14 protein-coding genes are annotated in these 17,944 nt (G+C 64.6%); 2 read left to right on the top strand and 12 right to left on the bottom strand.

Features of this window, described 5'->3' with window-relative positions; translation table 11 throughout:
* Nucleotides 1–2: 2 nt before the first annotated feature.
* The gene (locus tag M2361_RS14600; protein WP_259250047.1) at nt 3–1,736 is read right to left on the bottom strand and encodes a ShlB/FhaC/HecB family hemolysin secretion/activation protein; all 1,734 of its coding nucleotides are present in this window, start codon (nt 1,734–1,736) and stop codon (nt 3–5) included.
* 388 nt (nt 1,737–2,124) lie between these two features.
* Between M2361_RS14600 and M2361_RS14595 the strand changes: the two genes are divergently transcribed.
* Nucleotides 2,125–2,955 carry a DNA-binding response regulator gene (locus M2361_RS14595; protein WP_259250046.1) on the top strand — a complete coding sequence of 277 codons (831 nt, stop codon included), beginning with the start codon at nt 2,125–2,127 and terminating at the stop codon, nt 2,953–2,955.
* A complete protein-coding gene (locus M2361_RS14590) occupies nt 2,948–5,695 on the top strand; it encodes a hybrid sensor histidine kinase/response regulator (protein ID WP_259250044.1) in 2,748 nt (915 codons plus the stop codon). Before M2361_RS14595 ends, M2361_RS14590 begins: the two co-directional genes overlap by 8 nt.
* Nucleotides 5,696–5,722: 27 nt before the next feature.
* Here M2361_RS14590 and M2361_RS14585 read toward each other — a convergent pair whose 3' ends face one another.
* The 11 genes from M2361_RS14585 to M2361_RS14535 all read right to left on the bottom strand — a co-directional run bounded on the left by M2361_RS14585 (nt 5,723) and on the right by M2361_RS14535 (nt 17,935).
* Nucleotides 5,723–7,033, bottom strand: coding sequence for an FAD-binding oxidoreductase (locus tag M2361_RS14585; protein WP_259250043.1), 1,311 nt, complete (start codon nt 7,031–7,033; stop codon nt 5,723–5,725).
* Between the two features lie 32 nt (nt 7,034–7,065).
* Nucleotides 7,066–8,514, bottom strand: a complete 1,449-nt coding sequence (locus M2361_RS14580; RefSeq protein ID WP_259250042.1) for a sulfatase-like hydrolase/transferase — start codon at nt 8,512–8,514, stop codon at nt 7,066–7,068.
* Between the two features lie 39 nt (nt 8,515–8,553).
* A complete protein-coding gene (locus M2361_RS14575; RefSeq protein WP_259250038.1) occupies nt 8,554–9,537 on the bottom strand; it encodes a tripartite tricarboxylate transporter substrate-binding protein in 984 nt (327 codons plus the stop codon).
* A gap of 107 nt (nt 9,538–9,644) precedes the next feature.
* Nucleotides 9,645–10,571 carry a LysR family transcriptional regulator gene (locus M2361_RS14570; RefSeq protein WP_259250037.1) on the bottom strand — a complete coding sequence of 309 codons (927 nt, stop codon included), beginning with the start codon at nt 10,569–10,571 and terminating at the stop codon, nt 9,645–9,647.
* Between the two features lie 3 nt (nt 10,572–10,574).
* Nucleotides 10,575–11,624 (bottom strand): hypothetical protein, encoded by a 1,050-nt coding sequence (locus tag M2361_RS14565; protein ID WP_259250035.1) that lies wholly within the window; start codon nt 11,622–11,624, stop codon nt 10,575–10,577.
* Between the two features lie 351 nt (nt 11,625–11,975).
* Nucleotides 11,976–12,971 (bottom strand): tripartite tricarboxylate transporter substrate binding protein, encoded by a 996-nt coding sequence (locus tag M2361_RS14560; protein ID WP_259250034.1) that lies wholly within the window; start codon nt 12,969–12,971, stop codon nt 11,976–11,978.
* Between the two features lie 68 nt (nt 12,972–13,039).
* The gene (locus M2361_RS14555; RefSeq protein ID WP_404976372.1) at nt 13,040–13,963 is read right to left on the bottom strand and encodes a hydroxyacid dehydrogenase; all 924 of its coding nucleotides are present in this window, start codon (nt 13,961–13,963) and stop codon (nt 13,040–13,042) included.
* 156 nt (nt 13,964–14,119) lie between these two features.
* Nucleotides 14,120–15,001, bottom strand: a complete 882-nt coding sequence (locus M2361_RS14550; RefSeq protein WP_259250031.1) for a LysR family transcriptional regulator — start codon at nt 14,999–15,001, stop codon at nt 14,120–14,122.
* 255 nt (nt 15,002–15,256) lie between these two features.
* Entirely contained in the window at nt 15,257–16,420 is a 1,164-nt protein-coding gene (locus M2361_RS14545) for an MFS transporter (RefSeq protein ID WP_259250028.1), read from the bottom strand.
* On the bottom strand, nt 16,417–16,947 hold the full coding sequence (locus M2361_RS14540) for a TetR/AcrR family transcriptional regulator (RefSeq protein WP_259250027.1): 531 nt from the start codon (nt 16,945–16,947) through the stop codon (nt 16,417–16,419). Before M2361_RS14540 ends, M2361_RS14545 begins: the two co-directional genes overlap by 4 nt.
* Before the next feature lie 70 nt (nt 16,948–17,017).
* Nucleotides 17,018–17,935, bottom strand: coding sequence for an SMP-30/gluconolactonase/LRE family protein (locus M2361_RS14535; RefSeq protein ID WP_259250025.1), 918 nt, complete (start codon nt 17,933–17,935; stop codon nt 17,018–17,020).
* Between the last annotated feature and the right edge of the window lie 9 nt (nt 17,936–17,944).

The following is a 17,944-nucleotide window of genomic DNA, read 5'->3' as shown; positions in this document are numbered from 1 at the left end:
GCTTAGTACTGCGCCGAAATGCTGAAGAACACGCGGGGATTCTTGTTGCCCTGGGTCAGGACATCGCCGCTGGTGGGCTTTGCCACTTCAAGCGTGGCGTACAGGCTCTTGCTGAGGTTGGCGCGCATGCCCGCCCCGATGGATGACACGTTGGCGCGCGTCAAGGGCGCGCTTTCGCTGCGCGACCAGATGCGGCCGCCGTCAATGAACGAGTAGACGTGCGCGCCGTGCGGCAGGAAGTTGTCGGTGGACACCGCGTAGCGCAGTTCCAGCGAGCCGGCCAGACCGGAGTCGGCGGACATTTCGCCGTCGTCGTAACCCCGACCGAAGTTGGGGCCGCCCAGCGCGAATTCCTCGCTGGCCAACAGCGGGCTGGCGCTGTACTGGCCGGCGAAGGTGGCCACCAGCGACAGGCGTTCGGTGAGCTGTTGCAGACGGGTCAGTTCGGCCGTGAGCTTCAGGAAATCAGAGCGGCCCTTGGCGCGCGAAGCCAGTTCGGCGCCTTCCTGCGTGGCGCCCATCGCGTCCAGGCCCTGGTGCACGGTGCCGCGTATGGCCGTGATGCCGTTCCAACTGTCGGTGCGGTCATAGCTCAGGCCCGCGCGCAGCACACGCAGACGGTCGCGCGTGAAGGGGGTGTCGGTGATGTCGGTGGTGACGTTGCGCACGTCGAACATGCCGAAGGCGCGCAGGTTTTCCAGGCGCGAGCGGATCAGCGGATAGGTCAGCGTGGCCGTGTAGGCTTGCACGTCGCTGGCGACGTTCAGCGGGGCCAGGTCGCGGCCCGGTTCGCTCTTGGCGTAGCTGGCGGCCAGGCCGAAAGTCATGCCGCTGTCGGAAACCAGCATGTCGTAGTTGCCGGCCACGGCCTGGCTGCGGTAGGCCGGAAAGCCCAGGCGCCCGCTCAGCGTGAAGGTGTCGGCGCGCGCGCCAAACGAATTCAGGCTGACCTGGCCGGTCATTTCGCTCCAGCCCAGGTAGGGCGAGCCACGGTTGTCAAAGCCCAGGCGCGCATCGACGGGCTTGCGTTCGCTGTGCACCACCAGCACCGAGCCGCCCACTTCCTTGGGTGAGGCTTCCAGCGAGGCGCGCACGACCATGCCGCTAAGGTCATTGGCCAGCAGCAGTTGGCGTTCGACCTCAGCCACATTGATGGGGCGCACGCCGCGCAGGCGCTGCACCAGCTTTTCAACCGCCGCTTGCGCGGGGCCGATATCGCCGTCGTACTTCACGTCCGACACATAGCCTTCCACCACCACGATGCGAAACACGCCGCCGTCCACCGTCTGTTCCGGCACGATGACGCGCGTGGTCACATAGCCGTCGTTGCGGTAGAGCAGTTCGATGTCGTTGGCCACCTTGAAGGCGTCGGCCACCGTGATCGTCTTGCCCACCGACCCCTGGTAGAACGCGCTGATTTTTTCAGGGGGATAGTGGGTCACGCCGTCCACGCGCATGTTGCTCAGCGTGAAGCTCAGCTTCTCGGCCCCTGCCGGCGCCTCGGACGCGCTGCCTTGCTGCACCGTCACCTGCGGCGCGGCGGTCGTGCTTTCCGGCATGGCCGGTTGCGGCAGGGGGCGGCCCGGCTCGGCGGCCGACGGCAATTGCGGACGCACGCTTTGCGCCATGACCGGTCCGGCGGCCAGCGCCAGGGCCGTCGTCGCAAGGCCGATATGCAAGGAAATGGGGGTCAGGCAGAGGACAACGGGACGGCAAATTCGGGATAGACGGCGCATGGGGGGATCGGACGGCGATTTGTTACATTTGGAATGGATAGACGCTATTTGACATATAAATCACACTTGGGTACACAACATTGTTGCAACCGACTGGCGCTGAAAATATGCCTTCGCTCGTGACGCCGTCACTGGTAGGTGCAGGAAAATACGGGGGAATTCGGTTTCCGTCGGGCTGTCGCGGCAACGCCACAACGGGACGGAAAAGACGGCGCCCTGACCAGTTTCGCGCTGTAACAAACATTATCGTAAGTACGCAAATATTCCATTACTGAGGTTTGCTGGAATGCCAGGTAGGTTTGCCGCAAGGAAAATTATTCCAATCGAGACCTCGGTTTTGTCTCTTGTTACCAACGCTGGCGCCAGCCGGCATGAAAGAATTCGGGGCATGAACGACGCCTTTTTTCCACTGGCTCCGGGCCAGCTCGCCGGTTTGCGCGTACTGGTCGTCGAAGACCGCCCCGAAGACCGCATGCTGCTCGTGGATTTCCTGACCAGTCAGGACTGCCGCGTCTATGTGGCCGAGGATGGCAACGACGGCTATCGCAAGGCGCAACTGGTGCAGCCGGACATCATCCTGATGGACGTGAACATGCCGGTCTGCGACGGCTTGGCCGCCTGCCGCCTGCTGAAAGCCGACCAGGCCACGCGCGCCATTCCCCTCATCTTCCTGACCGCCGCTTGCCTGCCCAGCGAACGGGTGGCGGGGCTGTCGGCGGGCGCCGTGGACTACGTGGCCAAGCCGTTTGATTTCGAGGAAGTGCGCCTGCGTTTGCTGATTCATCTGCGGGTGGCTGCAACGCCCATGCCCGTGCCGGCATCGGCGTCCCCAGTGGCCGAGGCCAGCGCGGAAGACGGCACCTCCGCCGCCGCCGCCGGGGCCACGCTGGACGGCGTGTTGTTTCGCGCGGCGCGCAAGCTGCTGCGCGAACGGTTGGACCACACGCCAGAACTGATGGCGCTGGCCCAGGCGTTGAACACCAATGCGCGGCGGCTGAACCAGGCCTTCCGACGCTGCGCGGGCACGACCGTGTTCGAGTTCCTGCGGGAAGAACGCATGCGCGAGGCACGCCGTTTGCTGTGCGAGACCAGCCTGGATATCCAGGCCATTTCGCAGGCGGTGGGGTATGGCAACCGTGGCAATTTCTCTACGGCTTTTCGCGAACGCTTCGGCATGCCGCCCACGGCCTTGCGCCAGGAACTGGATCCCCATGCGTGAGCGCCGCCTGGGCTTGCCGGGTTGGCTGCCGTTGTTGTCGTTGTTGTTGTCGACGTTGTTGTCGACGTTAGTGGCGCTGTCTTGCCTGCTGCTGCCCGCGCAGGCGCAGGCCGTGCAACCCCAGGCCGCGCCGCCGCCCGTGGACCTGAGCGCCGTCACCGGCAAATTGCCGCTGAACCACGAACTGCTCGGCGTGGAAGATCCGAGCGGAACCCAGGACGTCAGCCAGATCCTGGGCGGCCCCTGGCAGCCCGTCACCCCTGCCTGGTTGAACCGGGGCTTTTCGCCATCCGTGTACTGGCTGAAGCTGGACGTGCACAACCCCACCCATCGCTTCCTGGAACGCTGGCTGTCATTCGGCGTGCCCAGGCTGGAAGACGTGCGCTTCTACCTGTATCACGACGGTCAACAAGAGCCCTTCAAAGTCGTGCTGGCGGGCAACCGCGAGCCGCTCGCCTCGCGCGAAGTGCCTTCTTCCGTGTCGGTGGCCTCGCTGCTGCTGATGCCGGGTGAGCGCGTGACGGTGCTGGTCAGGGTGCAGAGCCGCTCGGCCATCAGCATGGAACCCACCTTGTGGACGCCGGCGGCATTCGTGGACGCGGCGCAGCGCGGCACGGTGGTCCTGGCGCTGCTGATCGGCGCGCTGCTGATGGTGGCGATCTACACCGGGGTGCTGGGCGTGGCCCAGCGCGATCAGGTGTTCCTGTTTCTGGCCGCCGCCATCATCATCGAAATTCTCTACAGCCTGTCGTTTCAGGGTTTGCTGTACCGCTACGTACTGACGGGCGGCGGTGAAACGGTGTTGCGCGCGCCCAGTGTGTTGGGGACGCTGGCGGCCACGGTGTTCGGCTATACCGTGATGCGGTTCGCGGACTTGCATCGGGTGCGGCTCTGGCGCTGGGTGTATGGCGTGCTGATCGCCCTGGGTCTGGCGGGCTCGGTCTGGGCGGCGCTGGGCGAGTATCGCGCCAGCGCGCAGGCCGTGGTTGGACTGGTCTTCCTGTGGGGGCTTGTATGGCCGGTTTCCATGGCCGATGGCTGGCGGCGCGGGCATGCCAATGCGCGGATCTTCCTGCTGTCCTTCGCGGTGTATTGCGCCTTGCTCTTCTTGCGGCTGGCCTTCATCAACGGGCTGTTGCCCGGCCGGTGGGAAGGTGGGCCCGAGGTGGCTTGGGACCTGTTGTCGGTGTCGCTGATGCTGGCCGTGCTGGTGCATGGCCGCACGCGCCAGCATCGTCAGGAAAAACTGGCGGTCCAGCAGGAACTGACGCAAGCGCGCGAACGTGAACACCTGCGGCTGGACCAGGCCGTCAAGGCGCGCACGCGGGCGTTGCAGGCGGCGTTGATTCGGGCTGACGAAGCCGGCCGCGTGCGCCAGGACTTCCTGGCCCGCATCAGCCATGACCTGCGCACGCCGCTGACGTCCATCATCGGTTTCGCGGACCTGATCCAGGCGGGCGGCCGCGACGACGCGCCGCGCGGCGCGATCATTCGTCGCAGCGCCGATCACATGCTGAGCATGGTGAATGACCTGATCGACTACGCCGCCGGCGCGGGCGGCCAGGCGCTGCGAGTGTCTCCTGAATACGTGCACGCCTTGCTGGACGCCGTCGCCAAGGAATCCGCGCCGATCGCCGCCCGGCAGAACAACCAATTCGTGTTGCGGGTGTCGGAGTCCGTACCCGCCGTGTTGGAAATGGATGGCAAGCGCGTGCGGCAGGTGCTGTCCAACCTGATCGACAACGCCGCCAAGTTCACGCGCGGCGGCGTCCTGACCTTGACCGCCGACTACATCGCGCCCGATTCGGGCGACGCGATCGAGGGTGCTGGACGGCTCGCGCTGTCGGTGCGCGACACCGGTTGCGGCATCGCGCCGGAAGACCGGCAGCGCATCTTCGAACCCTTCCAGCGGCTGGCTTCCGCCGAGAACCAGCCGGGGGTGGGGCTGGGCCTGCCCATCGTGCAGCAATGGGTGCAGCGCATGAAAGGCGCGATCAGCATCGACAGCGAGGTGGGGCAGGGGACGCGGGTCAGCGTCACGCTGCCGGTCAGGAAGATGGACGAGTCCCGCATCTCGCACCACTACATTGCCGCCGCGCCGCATGTGCTGCCGATGCTGGACGGATCCGGCAAGCACCTGTGGCTGGCCGAGGACACGCCGGAGATTCGGGAGTTCCTGGTCGAGGAACTGGCCAGCATGGGCTTTCAGGTGGACAGCGAGGCGGGTGGCCAGGGCATGGTGGCGCGCATCCAGGCAGACGACGCCCGCCGTCCCGACCTGATCCTGACGGACCACCGCATGGACGGCGTCGACGGCTCAGCCGTGCTGGCAGCCGCCCGCGCGCGCTGGCCGGACCTGCCCGTCATCGCGGTGTCGGCAACGCCCCACGACACGCAGGCCTTGGGCGGCGCGGGCTACGACGCCAGCTTGCTCAAGCCCATCAACCTGGTTGAGCTTCGCCATGTGCTGGGCAGGCTGTTGAATCTGTCGATCAAACCCTCAAGCAACGAGATGGACTCGGCCCCACCGCAGACGGCGCATCTGTCCGACGCCGAGTTGGCGCAGGTGCAACTGCTGCTGGAAAGCGGCGCCATCTCGGACCTGATCGATTGGGCGCAGGCATTGCAGGCGCGCGATGCGGCGTTCAAGGATTTCAGCGAACAACTGCGGCGCATGGCCAGGCAAGGCGATATCGCGGCGATCCGCAAGCTGTGCGAGACCATGCGGGAAAGCATCTGACCGTCTGAAATGCGCGCCGTGCGAGCGTCAGTCGACGATGCGGCCCGGGTTCAACGTGTCGTTGGGATCCAGCGCGCGCTTCAACCGCTTGAGCAGCGCAATTTCACCGTCGCTGCGCGTGTAGCCCAAGAATGGCTTCTTCAGGAAACCGATGCCGTGTTCGGCGCTGATCGTGCCTTGCCGGCCACGCAATGCGCTGTACACAATCTCTTCCACGCCCAGCCATTCGCTTTGCGCGTGGGGGCCGGTCAGGATGTGGATGTTGTTGTCGCCCAGATGCCCCATGAACAAATGCGTCGCGTCGGGGTATTTCTGTTTCAGCGTGGCCTCGACTTCGGCCACATACGTCGGCATTTCAGCCCAAGGCAGGCCGCAGTCGAAGTTCACCGTGGGCTTCAACGCGGTCAGCAATTCAGGGATGCACTCCCGCAAGCGCCAGAATTTCTGGGCGTCCGACAGGCTGGACGCCACCGCGCAGTCACTGATCAAGCCCGCTTCCAGCGCGCCTTCCAGCGCGTTCTCCAGGGCTGCCTGGGGGTCCATGCCAGCCAGGCCGCTGGCCTGGATCAGCACGCTCCAGGGCGCGTTGCCCGGTAATGGCAAGGGCACGCCCGCCAGCTTGCTGGCACGTTCCAGGAACTGCGCCGACATGAATTCATACGCGCTCAGTTGCGGACCCAGGGTTTTTTTCAGATGGCGCAGCAGCAAGGCCATGGACTGCGTGTCCGGCACCTGCACCAGCGCCGTGGCGGGCGCGCCGGGATCGGGCTGCAAGCGCAAGGTCAGGCGGGTGATCACGCCCAGCGTGCCTTCGGACCCGATGAACAGAAACCGCAAATCCAGGCCAGCGCTGTTCTTGACCAGGCGCGTCAACGATGTCACCACAGACCCATCGGGCATGACCGCTTCCAGCCCCAGCACCGAGTCGCGCATGGTGCCGTAGCGCACCACCTGCGTGCCGCCGGCATTCGTGGCGGCATTGCCGCCAACCTGGCAACTGCCGCGCGCGCCCATGTCCACCGGAAAGAACCAACCGGCTTCAAGCGCGGCTTCCTGCACCTGTTGCAAGGTTGCGCCCGCCTGCACCTGCATGACGCCTTCAACCGCATCAATGGATTCGATGTTGTTCATGCGTTCCAGGTTGATGACCACGTCGCCGTCGGCCGGCACGGCGCCGCCCGCCAGCCCGGTCAAGCCGCCCTGGATGGTGATCTTGCGGCCATGCCGATCCGCATCGCGAACCAGGGCCGCCACCTCGTCGGTGGTGGTAGGCCGGTGCACGACGCTGGGCACGCCCCGCGTCAGGCCGCTCCAGTCGTGTAGGTATCGTTCGTCCACAGGCCGTTCATTCCCATTCCGTTCTTCCCCATTCATGCCGCTTGCTCCACCTTGGGGGCGGGCGTTGCCCCGCTTGAGCCCATCGTCGAGGCGGCCTCCGGCCCACCCATGCGTTCAATCAACGCGGCCTGGTCGGCCTTGGCCTGCCGGTCGACCTCTTCCGGATTGCAGATCGCGTACAGCGCGGCCTTCATTCCCGCCAGCACGGCGGCATAAGCGGGTTCGCCTGCCAGGTCGTGCAGTTCGCCGGGGTCCGACTCCAGGTTGAAGAGTTCCGGCTGAAAGCGCACGTAGTGGTGATACTTCCAGGGCCCCTTGCGCAGCATGAAACCCGCGGTGTTGCTGCCGGCTGCATGGTATTCGCTGAGGATGGCGCGGTCGTCGTCGACGGGTTGCCGCGCAATATCGAATAGCGATTGCCCCGGCCGCGTGCCCATGTGTGGCGTCGGGTCCACACCTACTGCCTGCAAGATCGTCGGATATAGGTCCAGCAGGTCCACCGCGGTATCGCAGACGGAAGGCGATACGTCGGGGCCGGCCAGGATCATCGGGATGCCGACGCTTTCCTGGTAGAACGTGGATTTGCCCCATAGCCCACGGGCGCCCACGTTGTCGCCGTGGTCCGACGTATAGACCACGTGCGTGGAATCAGCCAGGCCGAGCGCGCCCAGTGCGTCCACGATGCGGCCCACGTTGCTGTCCAGGAAGCTGCATAGTCCGTAGTACGCCAGGAACGCATTGACGCGCTCGTCTTCGCTTTCGAAGGTGTCTTCGCTGCGCTCGAATTCCGCGTAGGCCTGCACCCAGGGATGGCGTTCGTAGCCGTCTTTGGGATGCAGCTTGGCGTCGGGGATCTGCCGGGCGTCGTACAGGTCAAAGAATTCCCGAGGCGCGATCAGCGGGAAGTGCGGCGCCACCAGGCCCACGTACAACACGAATGGTTCACCGCGATCGGCCGCCGCGCGCAGCCACTCCAGGGTGCGGTCGGTAACGGACCTGTCATAGGACGTATAGGGCGATTCGCCCATGCCGATACGGTCGCCCAGCATGCGCTTGCGCCCAGCCACCGGCAAGTAGGGATCCCGGATCGACGCCCACACCATGCCGTGTCCGCCCACCACGTGCATGGGGATATGTTCCGCGTCGAAACCGACCGGGTCTTCTTCGTTGCGGTAATGCAGCTTGCCGATGCTTTCAACGTTGATGCCCTGCTGCTGCAACACATGGCCCCAGCCTTGCGGATCACCCACGTACGGCATGGCGTTATCCCAATGCCGGGTCTGGTGCACGCGATGGCCGGTGGCGAACGCCGCGCGCGCCGGCACGCAGATCGGGCTGGGCGTGTAGGCGTTCGGAAAGCGTGCGCCACGCGCGGCAAGGGCGTCCAGGTTTGGCGTCTTGATGAACGGATGCCCGGAACAACCCATGAACGCGGGATTGTGTTCATCGGACATGATGACGACGATGTTTTTGCCTTTCATAGTGCTTCCTGGATATAGCCAGGCCACGCGCGCGTCGCGTCAGGCCTCGGGGGTGTAGCCGCTGTCCTTGACGACCCGGGCCCAGAACGCATCTTCGCGTTCCATCTGTTGTTTCAAGGCGGCGGGCGCGGTGACTTTGGGGTCGAAGAATTGCTGCTGCATGACCTTTGCGAACGCAGGCGAACGCACGGCGTCGGCCACGGCCCCCGCCAATGCCTGTGCCTGGTCGGCGGGCAAGCTCTTGTTGCCGATCAGCGTGAAGTACTCGGCCACTGTCAGCGACGGATAGCCCGCCGTGGCGAACGTGGGCACGTCGGGCAGCGCGGACGACGGCGCCGAACCGGTCATGGCCAGGATGCGGATCTTGCCGGCCTTGTGCATGGGAATCAGGTTGGGCAGCGTGGTGATCAGCGCGGGCAGGACGCCGCCCACGGTGTCCGTCAGCGCCAGCGAACCGCCCTTGTACGGAATCGGCGTCAAGGGAACCTTGCTGGCGTTCGCCAGCATGACGCCCAGGAAATGCATGACCGTGCCCGCGCCGGGCGTGCCGTAGACCGCCATGCGCGGGTCCTTTTGCGCCAGCGCCAGGAACTCTTGCAACGTTTTCGCCGGGCTGTCGGCGCCCACCGCGAATCCAAAATCAAACTGGCTGGCGGTGCCCAGCGGCGTGAAGTCCGCGGGGGTGTAGCGCAGGTCTTTGTATAGATGCGGATACAGCGTCAGGTTCGTCGAGGGGGTGAACAGCACGGCATTGCCCGTGCCATTGCCATTACCGCCTGCGGCCAGCAACGAGTCGACCGCGATGCGGCCTCCCGCGCCGGCCTTGTTTTCAACGATGAGGGTGTAGCCCGATGCCCGCATGCCTTCGGCCAGCGCACGGGCCACCAGGTCGGCCGCGCCGCCCGGGGCAAAACCCACCAGCATGCGTAAGGGGGGGCTGGCCTGTAGCTGCCTGATCGGCAGCGCGCTACAGCACACGGCGGCGCCCATGGCGCCCAGGAACTGTCTGCGTCGTACGTGCATGCTTGTCTCCGTATCGGCGCTTTTGATGCGCCATTTTTGGAGTAGCGTACGGCTGCGTCAGACCTGAAGACAAATATTATTTATCTGTGTTTTATATAAGTTTTTTCTTATGCCAGCTTTCCGCGCAGCACCTTGCGCGCCACCAGCGTACGCAACACGGCTTCCAGCGCGTGTTCCATGGCCAGCGTCGTGCTGTCTGGCGCGCCTTCGGCCACGCGCACAATGGATTGCATGCGCGCAATGGGCGGCCGGACCAGGCGCCGTTCCCCCATGGCCTTGTTGCCACGCGCCAGTTCCAGGCCAGCGCTGTCGGGCAGGATCGCAAACGCCACGCCGTCGCGCACCAAGGCAAAATTCAGTTCGGGGTCGTTGATCTCGTACTTCACGTTCAGCGGGCAATCCAGATCCAGCGCCGTGCGTTCGATCAGGCGGCGCAAATCGTGGTCGCGGTCAGGCGCCACCAGCGGACGCGACCCGATCGCGGAAAACGCCATTGTCTTTCCCGGCCGATCGAATAGCGATTCCAGACCGAACAACGAAAACTGTTCTTCATAGACCGGCTTGCAATACAGGCCCGGCAATTCGAAGGCGTTGGGCATGAGCGCCACGTCCAGTTGCCGCGTTTGCAGCGCCAAGCGCACTTCGCTGGACAAGGCCGACGACAACAACAGCCGGACGTCGGGGTAGTTCTGTTCGACGTACCGCACGAGCGGCGCGGCAAGCACCTGGGCCAACGACCGCGCTAGACATACCCGAACCGGCCCGCGCGGCTTGCCGGTGGGAGCCAGCACGTCTGTCTTCAGCGATTCCAGTTGTTCCAGAATCGACGTGGCGCGTTGTTGCAGGCGCTTGCCTTCGGCGGTAAGCGTCACGCCCTTGGCATGCCGTTCAAACAAGGCCACGCCCAACTCGGCTTCCAGCGCCGCCACGTGCTGGCTAAGCGCGGGCTGCGCGATGCGCAGCGCGGCCGAGGCCAGCGACAAGCTGCCGCTGCGGGCGATTTCCAGAAAATAGCGGAGCTGGCGTGGGGTCATGCGCTATTTTGCCCTACCCATCGACAGCGGCACCCCCCAGATCGGATCTTCCATGCCTTGCTTGCCCAACGGCGTGATCTGCATGGGTTGCAGCGTGGACAGCAACTGCCGGTGCGCGTCGCTCAAGCTGTGGCGCTGCGCGATGAGCTTCTGCGTGAAATCCATCGGCGCCGGGCGCGTGTAGACGGTGAAGTCTTCAAGCGGGCATTCGATCATCTTGGGGTCGACCGCGCGGCAGCCCGATTGCTTGTACTTGTAGCTGGGCGTCTTCATGTGCATGCGCTGGCTCAGCACCAGTTGGCCGCCCTTGAGGGTAAAGCTGGCCAAGGCCAGCTTCGGCGGCACGCGCGACTGCACCTTGATGGAGGGGATATCGCGCGAATCCGTCTGCTCGTAGTAGCCGGCGCGGGAACCCTGCGTGGTTTCGGTGTATTGCTCTTCGCCCCAACTGACGCAGTTGCCCGACGCCCGGTGCACGGCCGTGCACACCTTGCGCGTCTTGAGCTGGGTGCCGGTGGTGCCTTCATGCCAGTTGGTTTCCTTGTAGAACTCGCGATAAAGCTCCGGCGACAGATAGGCGGTGCCGTTGGCGCCCCGGCCCGAGCCCACCGGGCCGGGGCGCGCGCCCACCTGGTCCAGCAAGGCATTCAGCTTGTAGTCGTCGCCGCCGGTCAGCAGGTATTTACCGGGCGGCAGGATATGCACTTCGAAAGCCTTGAACAGGTAAGTGGCCTGCTTGTCCCGTTGCAGCGAATTGTTCTGGAACTTGCGGCCAAAGGTGATCTTCGGCTGCTGCTCATGCATCCACACCGTGTTGCCGGTCCACTTGGTCATCGACTCCGCGTCGTTCAAGCTGGCGTGCGGCATCACGTCGGCCACCAGCACCACGGCCATGTCGTCCTTCAAGGCCTCGCCGATCAGGTCCAGCAGTTGCGCATAGCGTGGGTCGTCCATGCTGCCCTCGCCGTTGTAGTCCGGCACGTGCACGCAGCCCGGCAAGGCCAGGGCAAGCGTCAGGGCGGAAAGGGCAACGCGCGGTCGCGGCAGCATCATGGGGTCGATCCTTGAAGGGGCTGAGTCGGATGACCGCGCATGCTACTGATTTGGGACGGCGCTGCAATACCCGGATGGTGGCCTGAAACATGGCGCAGGCCGGGTGGGCGCGAACCCACCGGGTCGGCGGTGCTTGCCTGGGCGGGAGGGTCGCGGTGGGAACCGAGAAATGGCGAGCGCTGCGGCCCTGTCAAAGCCACGGGTAGCCGTCCGGACCCGGGTCAAGCCGAATAGCGGGCTTGGAAATTTATTGTTGCCATTGTTTCGGCCTGGGCCTTTGTTGGCCTTTTCCCGCGATCCGATCTTGGTCTGCGTCTACGCGAAAAGCCCGCTCGTCCCCGCGTAGGGATGCTATTGCGCGGTGATCTTTGCCGATTCGATCAGCGCGCGCCAACGTTGCACTTCGCTGTTCCAGAATGGCGCGAATTCCGCCGGCCCGCGTGCATCGACGCTAAAGCCTAGCGAGCGCGTTTTTTCCGCCACTTCAGGCCGCGCCATGATGCTGACGAGTTCCTTGCCCAGGCGTTGAACGATGGCGTCCGGGGTTGCAGCGGGCAGCATGACGGCGGTCCATTGTTCGACGTTCAGCTTCGGCATGCCTGCCTCGGCGGACGTCGGCACATTCGGCACTTGCGGGTTGCGCGCCGCGCTGGCAATGGCAATGGCGCGCAGCTTGCCCGACTGCACGTAGGGCAGGGACTCGGCGTAGTTGCTGAAGATCACATCAAGCTGCCCGCCCATCAGGTCCGTCAGTGACGGCGCGCCGCCGGCATAGGGGATGTGCAGAATGTTGGTGCCATTGATCTGGTTGAACAAGGCCAGGGACAGGTGCGACGGCGTGCCCACGCCGCTGGATCCGGCGTTCAATTCCTTGCCCTTCGCCGCCTTGGCCAGGTCGTCCAGCGTGCGTATGTTGCTGTTGGCCGGTACCACGACCAGTATCGGCGTCGAGGCCAATAGCGCGACGGGCTTCAGGTCCTTGGTGATGTCGAAGCGACTTCTGTCGCGCAGCAAGGTGGCGTTCACCGAGTGCGTCATGGTGATGGCCAGCAGCGTATTGCCATCGGGCGCCGCGCGTGACACTTGTTCGGCGCCGATCATCGCGCCCGCGCCGGGGCGGTTTTCCACCACCACGGTAACGCCCAGGCGTTCGCCGAGTTGTTGGCCCACCAAGCGAGCCATGACGTCCGTCAATCCGCCAGGCGGGAACGGCACGACGTATTTCAACACGCTGCCTTTGGCGGGGTAGTCGGCGACGGGTGCTTGGGGCTGGGCTTGTACTTGGGCGGCGGGGGCGATGGCGGCAAGCGCAAGGGCCGAGGCCAGCAACATTCTTCTGATAATCATTTTGTCTCCTGTCCGTGTATTTTTTTATGGTGTTGCAAGGTCGGTGTTGCCAATGCGGTGTTGCGAAATCAGGCCAGCGCAGCCAGCACCTTCTCGGCAACCAGACTGCTTACCCGTTGGTTGGATTCGGTGGTCAAGCCTGCTGTGTGGGGCGTAAGAATAAGATTCGGGCAGCCCTGGAAGTGCGGCGCCGGGACAAGCGGCTCGACGTCGAAGACGTCCAGCGCGGCGCCGCCAAGCTGTCCGCTGCGCAGGGCGCTTGCCACGGCGGCCTCGTCAACAATGCCGCCACGCGCGGTGTTGATCAGGATGGCGCCGGGCCGCATGGCTTGAATGCGCGTTGCATCCAGCAAATTGCGCGTCGATTCCAATAGCGGCATGTGCAAGCTGAGCACGTCCGCCTGCGCAAGCACGTCGTCCAAGGCGGCGGGCGCGACACCAAGCTTCGCGAACAGCGTGTCGTCATGCGCCAACGCCGGGTCAAACGCAACGACAGCCATGCCCAGCGCCTTGGCCAGCCGCGCCGTCAATTGCCCGATCGATCCAAAGCCCAGCAAGCCCAAGGTCTTGCCCGAGATCTCTCGGCCCTTCGACAGCGCGTCGCGCGGCCATTCGCCTGCCGCGACCGCCGCCGAGGATGCATACGAACCGCGCAGCAGCACCATCGCGGTCGCGATCACGTATTCGGCAACGCTGTTGGCGTTTGCGCCGGTGGCGGGAAACACCTGTATGCCTTGTCGTTCGCAGCCGGCCAGGTCGATGTTGTCCAGGCCGACACCCAGCCGTCCCACCACCTTGCACCGTTTGAGCGACGCGAGCAATTCGCCGCGCACCTGCGTGCGGTTGCGCACGATCAGTGCGTCGCAAGTGGTTGCCAGTTCACACAAGCGCGGCAGGTCGTCGACCAGCTTCGGGTCGTAGGTGACGTCTGCTTTCTCCCGCAGTCGCTCGACCGCGGGCGCGTCCATGAATTCAGTCACGACGATGTTCAAAAACTCCTCCTTCCGACGGCGCTGGCCGCTTGATGTGATCCGGCCCATGCACGATGCCAAGATCCATACTAAGAAGGTGAGAGATTTATCAAAAGCTAATTTTTTTACATCTGAGCATCGGCAAATACGATGCTCGTGGGGTGGCGAGCACGACGGCTATTTCGCCAGCGGAGAAGATTCTCCGAATTCCCGGAAGCAGTTCACCAGCACCTGCGTGGTCCGGCTGTCGTTGTTGGCGTGGCGCACGGCCAGGCACACGGTGCGGTACAAGCCCGGCAGGTCGATGAACTTCAACGCGCCGTCGCTGCGCGCGGGGCCTTTCAGCACGGGCAGGACGGTGACGCCGATGTCGTGACGCACGATGGATAGCACCGCGTCATGCGAGTCCAGCTCCATCGCGGGCCGGACCGAGACGCCGCTGTCCTGAATGAACGACTCGATCTGCTTGCCGATCCAGGTGGTTTTGTCGAAGGCAATATAGGGATATTCCTCCAACGCGGCTTTGACGTTGGTGACATTGCGCTTGGCGCTCATGACCAGGGCCAAGGGTTCGGTATACAGCTCGTGAAAGCAAAGCGTCGTGGAGAAATGCGGCGGCGGCATCGAAATCACCGCCGCATCCAGCAAGCCGGCTTCCACCTGCAACGCAAGGTCCGGCGACCGTTTCGCGGTAATGCGCAATTCCAGGGAAGGGTGTTCGGCCCCCAGGCGCTTGAGCACATCCGGCAAGCCCCCACTTAATGTGCTGGTGATGATGCCCAACGCCAGCCTGCCCTTGAGACGGCTGGAGTTGCCCAGCGACGCCATCTCGCTTTCCAGGTCCAAGACACGCCGGGCAAGGGGCAGGAGCTGGTGCGCGCGGTCGTTCAGCAGGATTGAGCGGCCGGTGCGCACGAATAGCTCGACACCCAGTTCTTCTTCCAGGTTCCGAAGCTGAACGCTGACGGCCGCCGGCGATAAATGCACGGCCTGCGCGGCGGCGGCCACTGTGCCGAATTGGTGGAGCGCCAGGAAAGCGCGCAGGGAGCGGCTTTGCATGAGTAGGGTGGGGCTGTGGGGTGGCGGCTACGTTAACACGCGGGCTGCGAGGTGAAGAGCTGATTGGATGCTGCACATTAATTTCAGTGAAAGTGCGCCTTTCAACAAATGTTGAAAGGCGTGGATTCAGTGAAAAAAGCAGCGGCTCATGCAAGTCATGTTGTAGGTCCTTTCGTCTTGAAAGCGCTGAGCACGAGGCTGCCCTGTGGGGCTGGCAACCTGAAACAGCAGCAAGCAATCAACCCGCGCTGCCCGCTATCGCCCCGCCACACACGGTCGTGGCCTTGCCTCTTCAGCCCGCGCGATCCCCGCCGTCAGGGCAAGGCAGACAAAAATAACCACCGCGTAATTGGCCGTCAGATGCGCCATCAACAGTCCGAAGACGGCGGCACCCGCTGTCTGACCGACCGCGAGCGCCAGAAAGGCGATCGTGACGCCCGTGGCGGGCCGGTCGGGCAGCGCCCGGACGCCCCATAGCAGATAGACGCCGGTAAGCATGATGTAGGCCGCGCCAAAGAGAAGGCCGCCGCCCAGGGTCAGGGCCGCCGAGGTGTCTGCGATGCCGATCATGAGAATGCCTGCCGCCATGGCCGCCAGGAATGCGTGGTGGACGCGGTCCATGCCGAAGCGCGCAATCAGATGCCCTGCGCTCGCGCCCGCGATACCGGCTGCTCCAATGGCGATCCACAGCAGGCCCGCGCCAGCGCTGCTCCAGTCGAGCCGTAGCGCGACAAGCTGCGCCCCGAAGGACCAGATCGCGGTGCTGGCCGCGCCGGTCAGGAAGGCGGCGGCGATCAAGCGCCTGAGCGCGCTGGTAAGCGACGGCATGCCCTGGGTGCTTGTCGTGGCCCTCTGGAGCCCTCGCGGCAGGGTGAACGCGGCGGCGAACGCCAGGCCGACCGCCACGACCGCAAAGCCCGCGTAAGCCAGGCGCCATTGTTCACCCATCATCAGCGCCACGGGGCCGGACAGCACCACGCCCGCGCCTGTCCCGGCGTTGATGACGGTGTTGGTGGCGTTCTGCCGGTCCGGCTTGACCGCTGCCGTCACGGCCGCGGCCAAGGGGGGCGAGGCCAGTCCCGTGCTGGATCCAGCCAGCATCACCGCGCCCGCCAGCCAGGGTGCCGAGGGCGCGGCGGCGATGCCTGCCATGCCCGCCGCCGCGATCAGGGCCGCGACGATGGCGACAGCGCGGGGGCCGACGCGCTCGGTCAGAAAGGCCGACAGCGCGATGGCGATGCAATAGCCAAGAAAAGCCCCACCGGATATCAGGCCGCTTAGCGTCGACGACAAGGACAGCTCGGCGTCGATCTGCGGCAGGAACAAGCCGAAGGCGAAGCGGGCAAAGCCATAGCAGACGGCGATCAGCGCAAAGCCCGTTGCGCCCAGCGTTGCGGCGGGACTCAGCGCAAGGCTCATGACCGTGCCCGTTCAACCAGGGCGATGGCCGCCAAGCGTGCGGCCTTCACGGATTTTGCGCCGCGATAGATGGCGGCGGCTGTCGCGCCCTCGAACAACACCAGGATCTGTTCGGCCAGCACCGGGTCGCTGCGGCCCCCGATTTCCGCCGAGACGACTTCGCGGATCTTTCGCCAGAAGGCTGCCTTGTGCGCGGACACCGCATCGGCAATTTCCGGTGTGTCGCCACCGGTTTCTGCGTAGGCACGCAAGAACAGACAACCGAAGTTGTCCTCGGTTTTCATCCAGTTTTCCAGCGCCTTGAAGATCGCGTCGACGCTGCTTGCCGCTTGAACCCGCGCAAAGAAACGTTTGTCGCGCTCGGTGAGCACGGCGGCGATCAAGGCGGTTTTGCTACCGACATGCTTGTAGAGCGTTCGGCTTGACATGCCGGCACCCTGGGTCAATTGGTCCATGCCGGTGGCCGTGAAGCCGTGTCGGTTGAAAAGCTGCTCCGCCGTGGAGATCAGTTGTGTCTTGGTATCCATGCGTCCAATGTAAAACGGTCGTTTTACACTGTCAATTCACACGGAGCCACGAGCTTCTGGATTGGCGCTGTCAGGCCTTGCGCGCCAGGGCCAGGCCCGCGTGCGGCGCGGACGCGAACAGGATCGAGCCGCTAGTCGATTCCGTGCAGAACAGCGTGCGCCTGTCTTCGCCGCCAAAGGCAAGATTGGTGGTGGACGCGCCCGTGACGCTGCGCCAGACGATGCTGGGTTCGGCGCGATGATTCAACAGCCAGACATAGCCCAGCCCGGGGTTGCAGACCAGCAGGTTTCCTTCGGTGTCGACGGCCAGGCCATCGGGGCCGCTGGGGCCGTGGGACGTAAAGAACTGGCTGACCTTGCTGACGCTGCCATCGGGCAGCAAGGGCACGCGCCACACGCAGTTGCCACGCGTGACAGCCAGGTACAGCACGCGCTCGTCGGGGGACAAGGCCACGCCATTCGGGCTGGGCACGTTGCCCAGCAATTGGTCTAGTTGGCCGTTGGGCCGCAGTCGGTACAGCCGGCCGCTGGGATCATGCAGCCCGCTTTGGCCCTGGTCGGTGAAGTACAGGTTGCCCTGTGTGTCGAAGATCAGGTCATTGACGCCCTTGAAGCGTTCGCTGTTGCGGCGTTCAAGATAGGGCGTGACGGCGCCGGTCGCGATGTCCAGCGTCATCAGCCCGTTCTTGTAGTCGGTGATGAGCAGTCGGCCGGCGTCCAGAAACTTCATGCCGTTGGGTTCGCCGTCGTACTCGGCTACCAAGGACCATTCGCGGTCTGGCGTTATCCGGAAGACGCGGCCCCAGGGTATGTCCGTGACGTACAGGTTGCCGGACTCATCAAAGACCGGCCCTTCAAGAAAGGAGTCGACCGGCATGCCGCCGCGATTGGCGTCCGCCCAGGCGCTGCGCCGGGGGCGCCGCAGGTGATCGGGCATGGTCGACCAGACTTGAAAGTCAACGACTTCGGGGGCGTGCAAGCAGAACATGGCGAATCC

The organism is Achromobacter sp. JUb104, assembly GCF_024806975.1.
Taxonomy (GTDB): Bacteria; Pseudomonadota; Gammaproteobacteria; order Burkholderiales; family Burkholderiaceae_B; genus Achromobacter; species Achromobacter spanius.
This window is presented reverse-complemented; position numbering and strand designations above follow the sequence as displayed.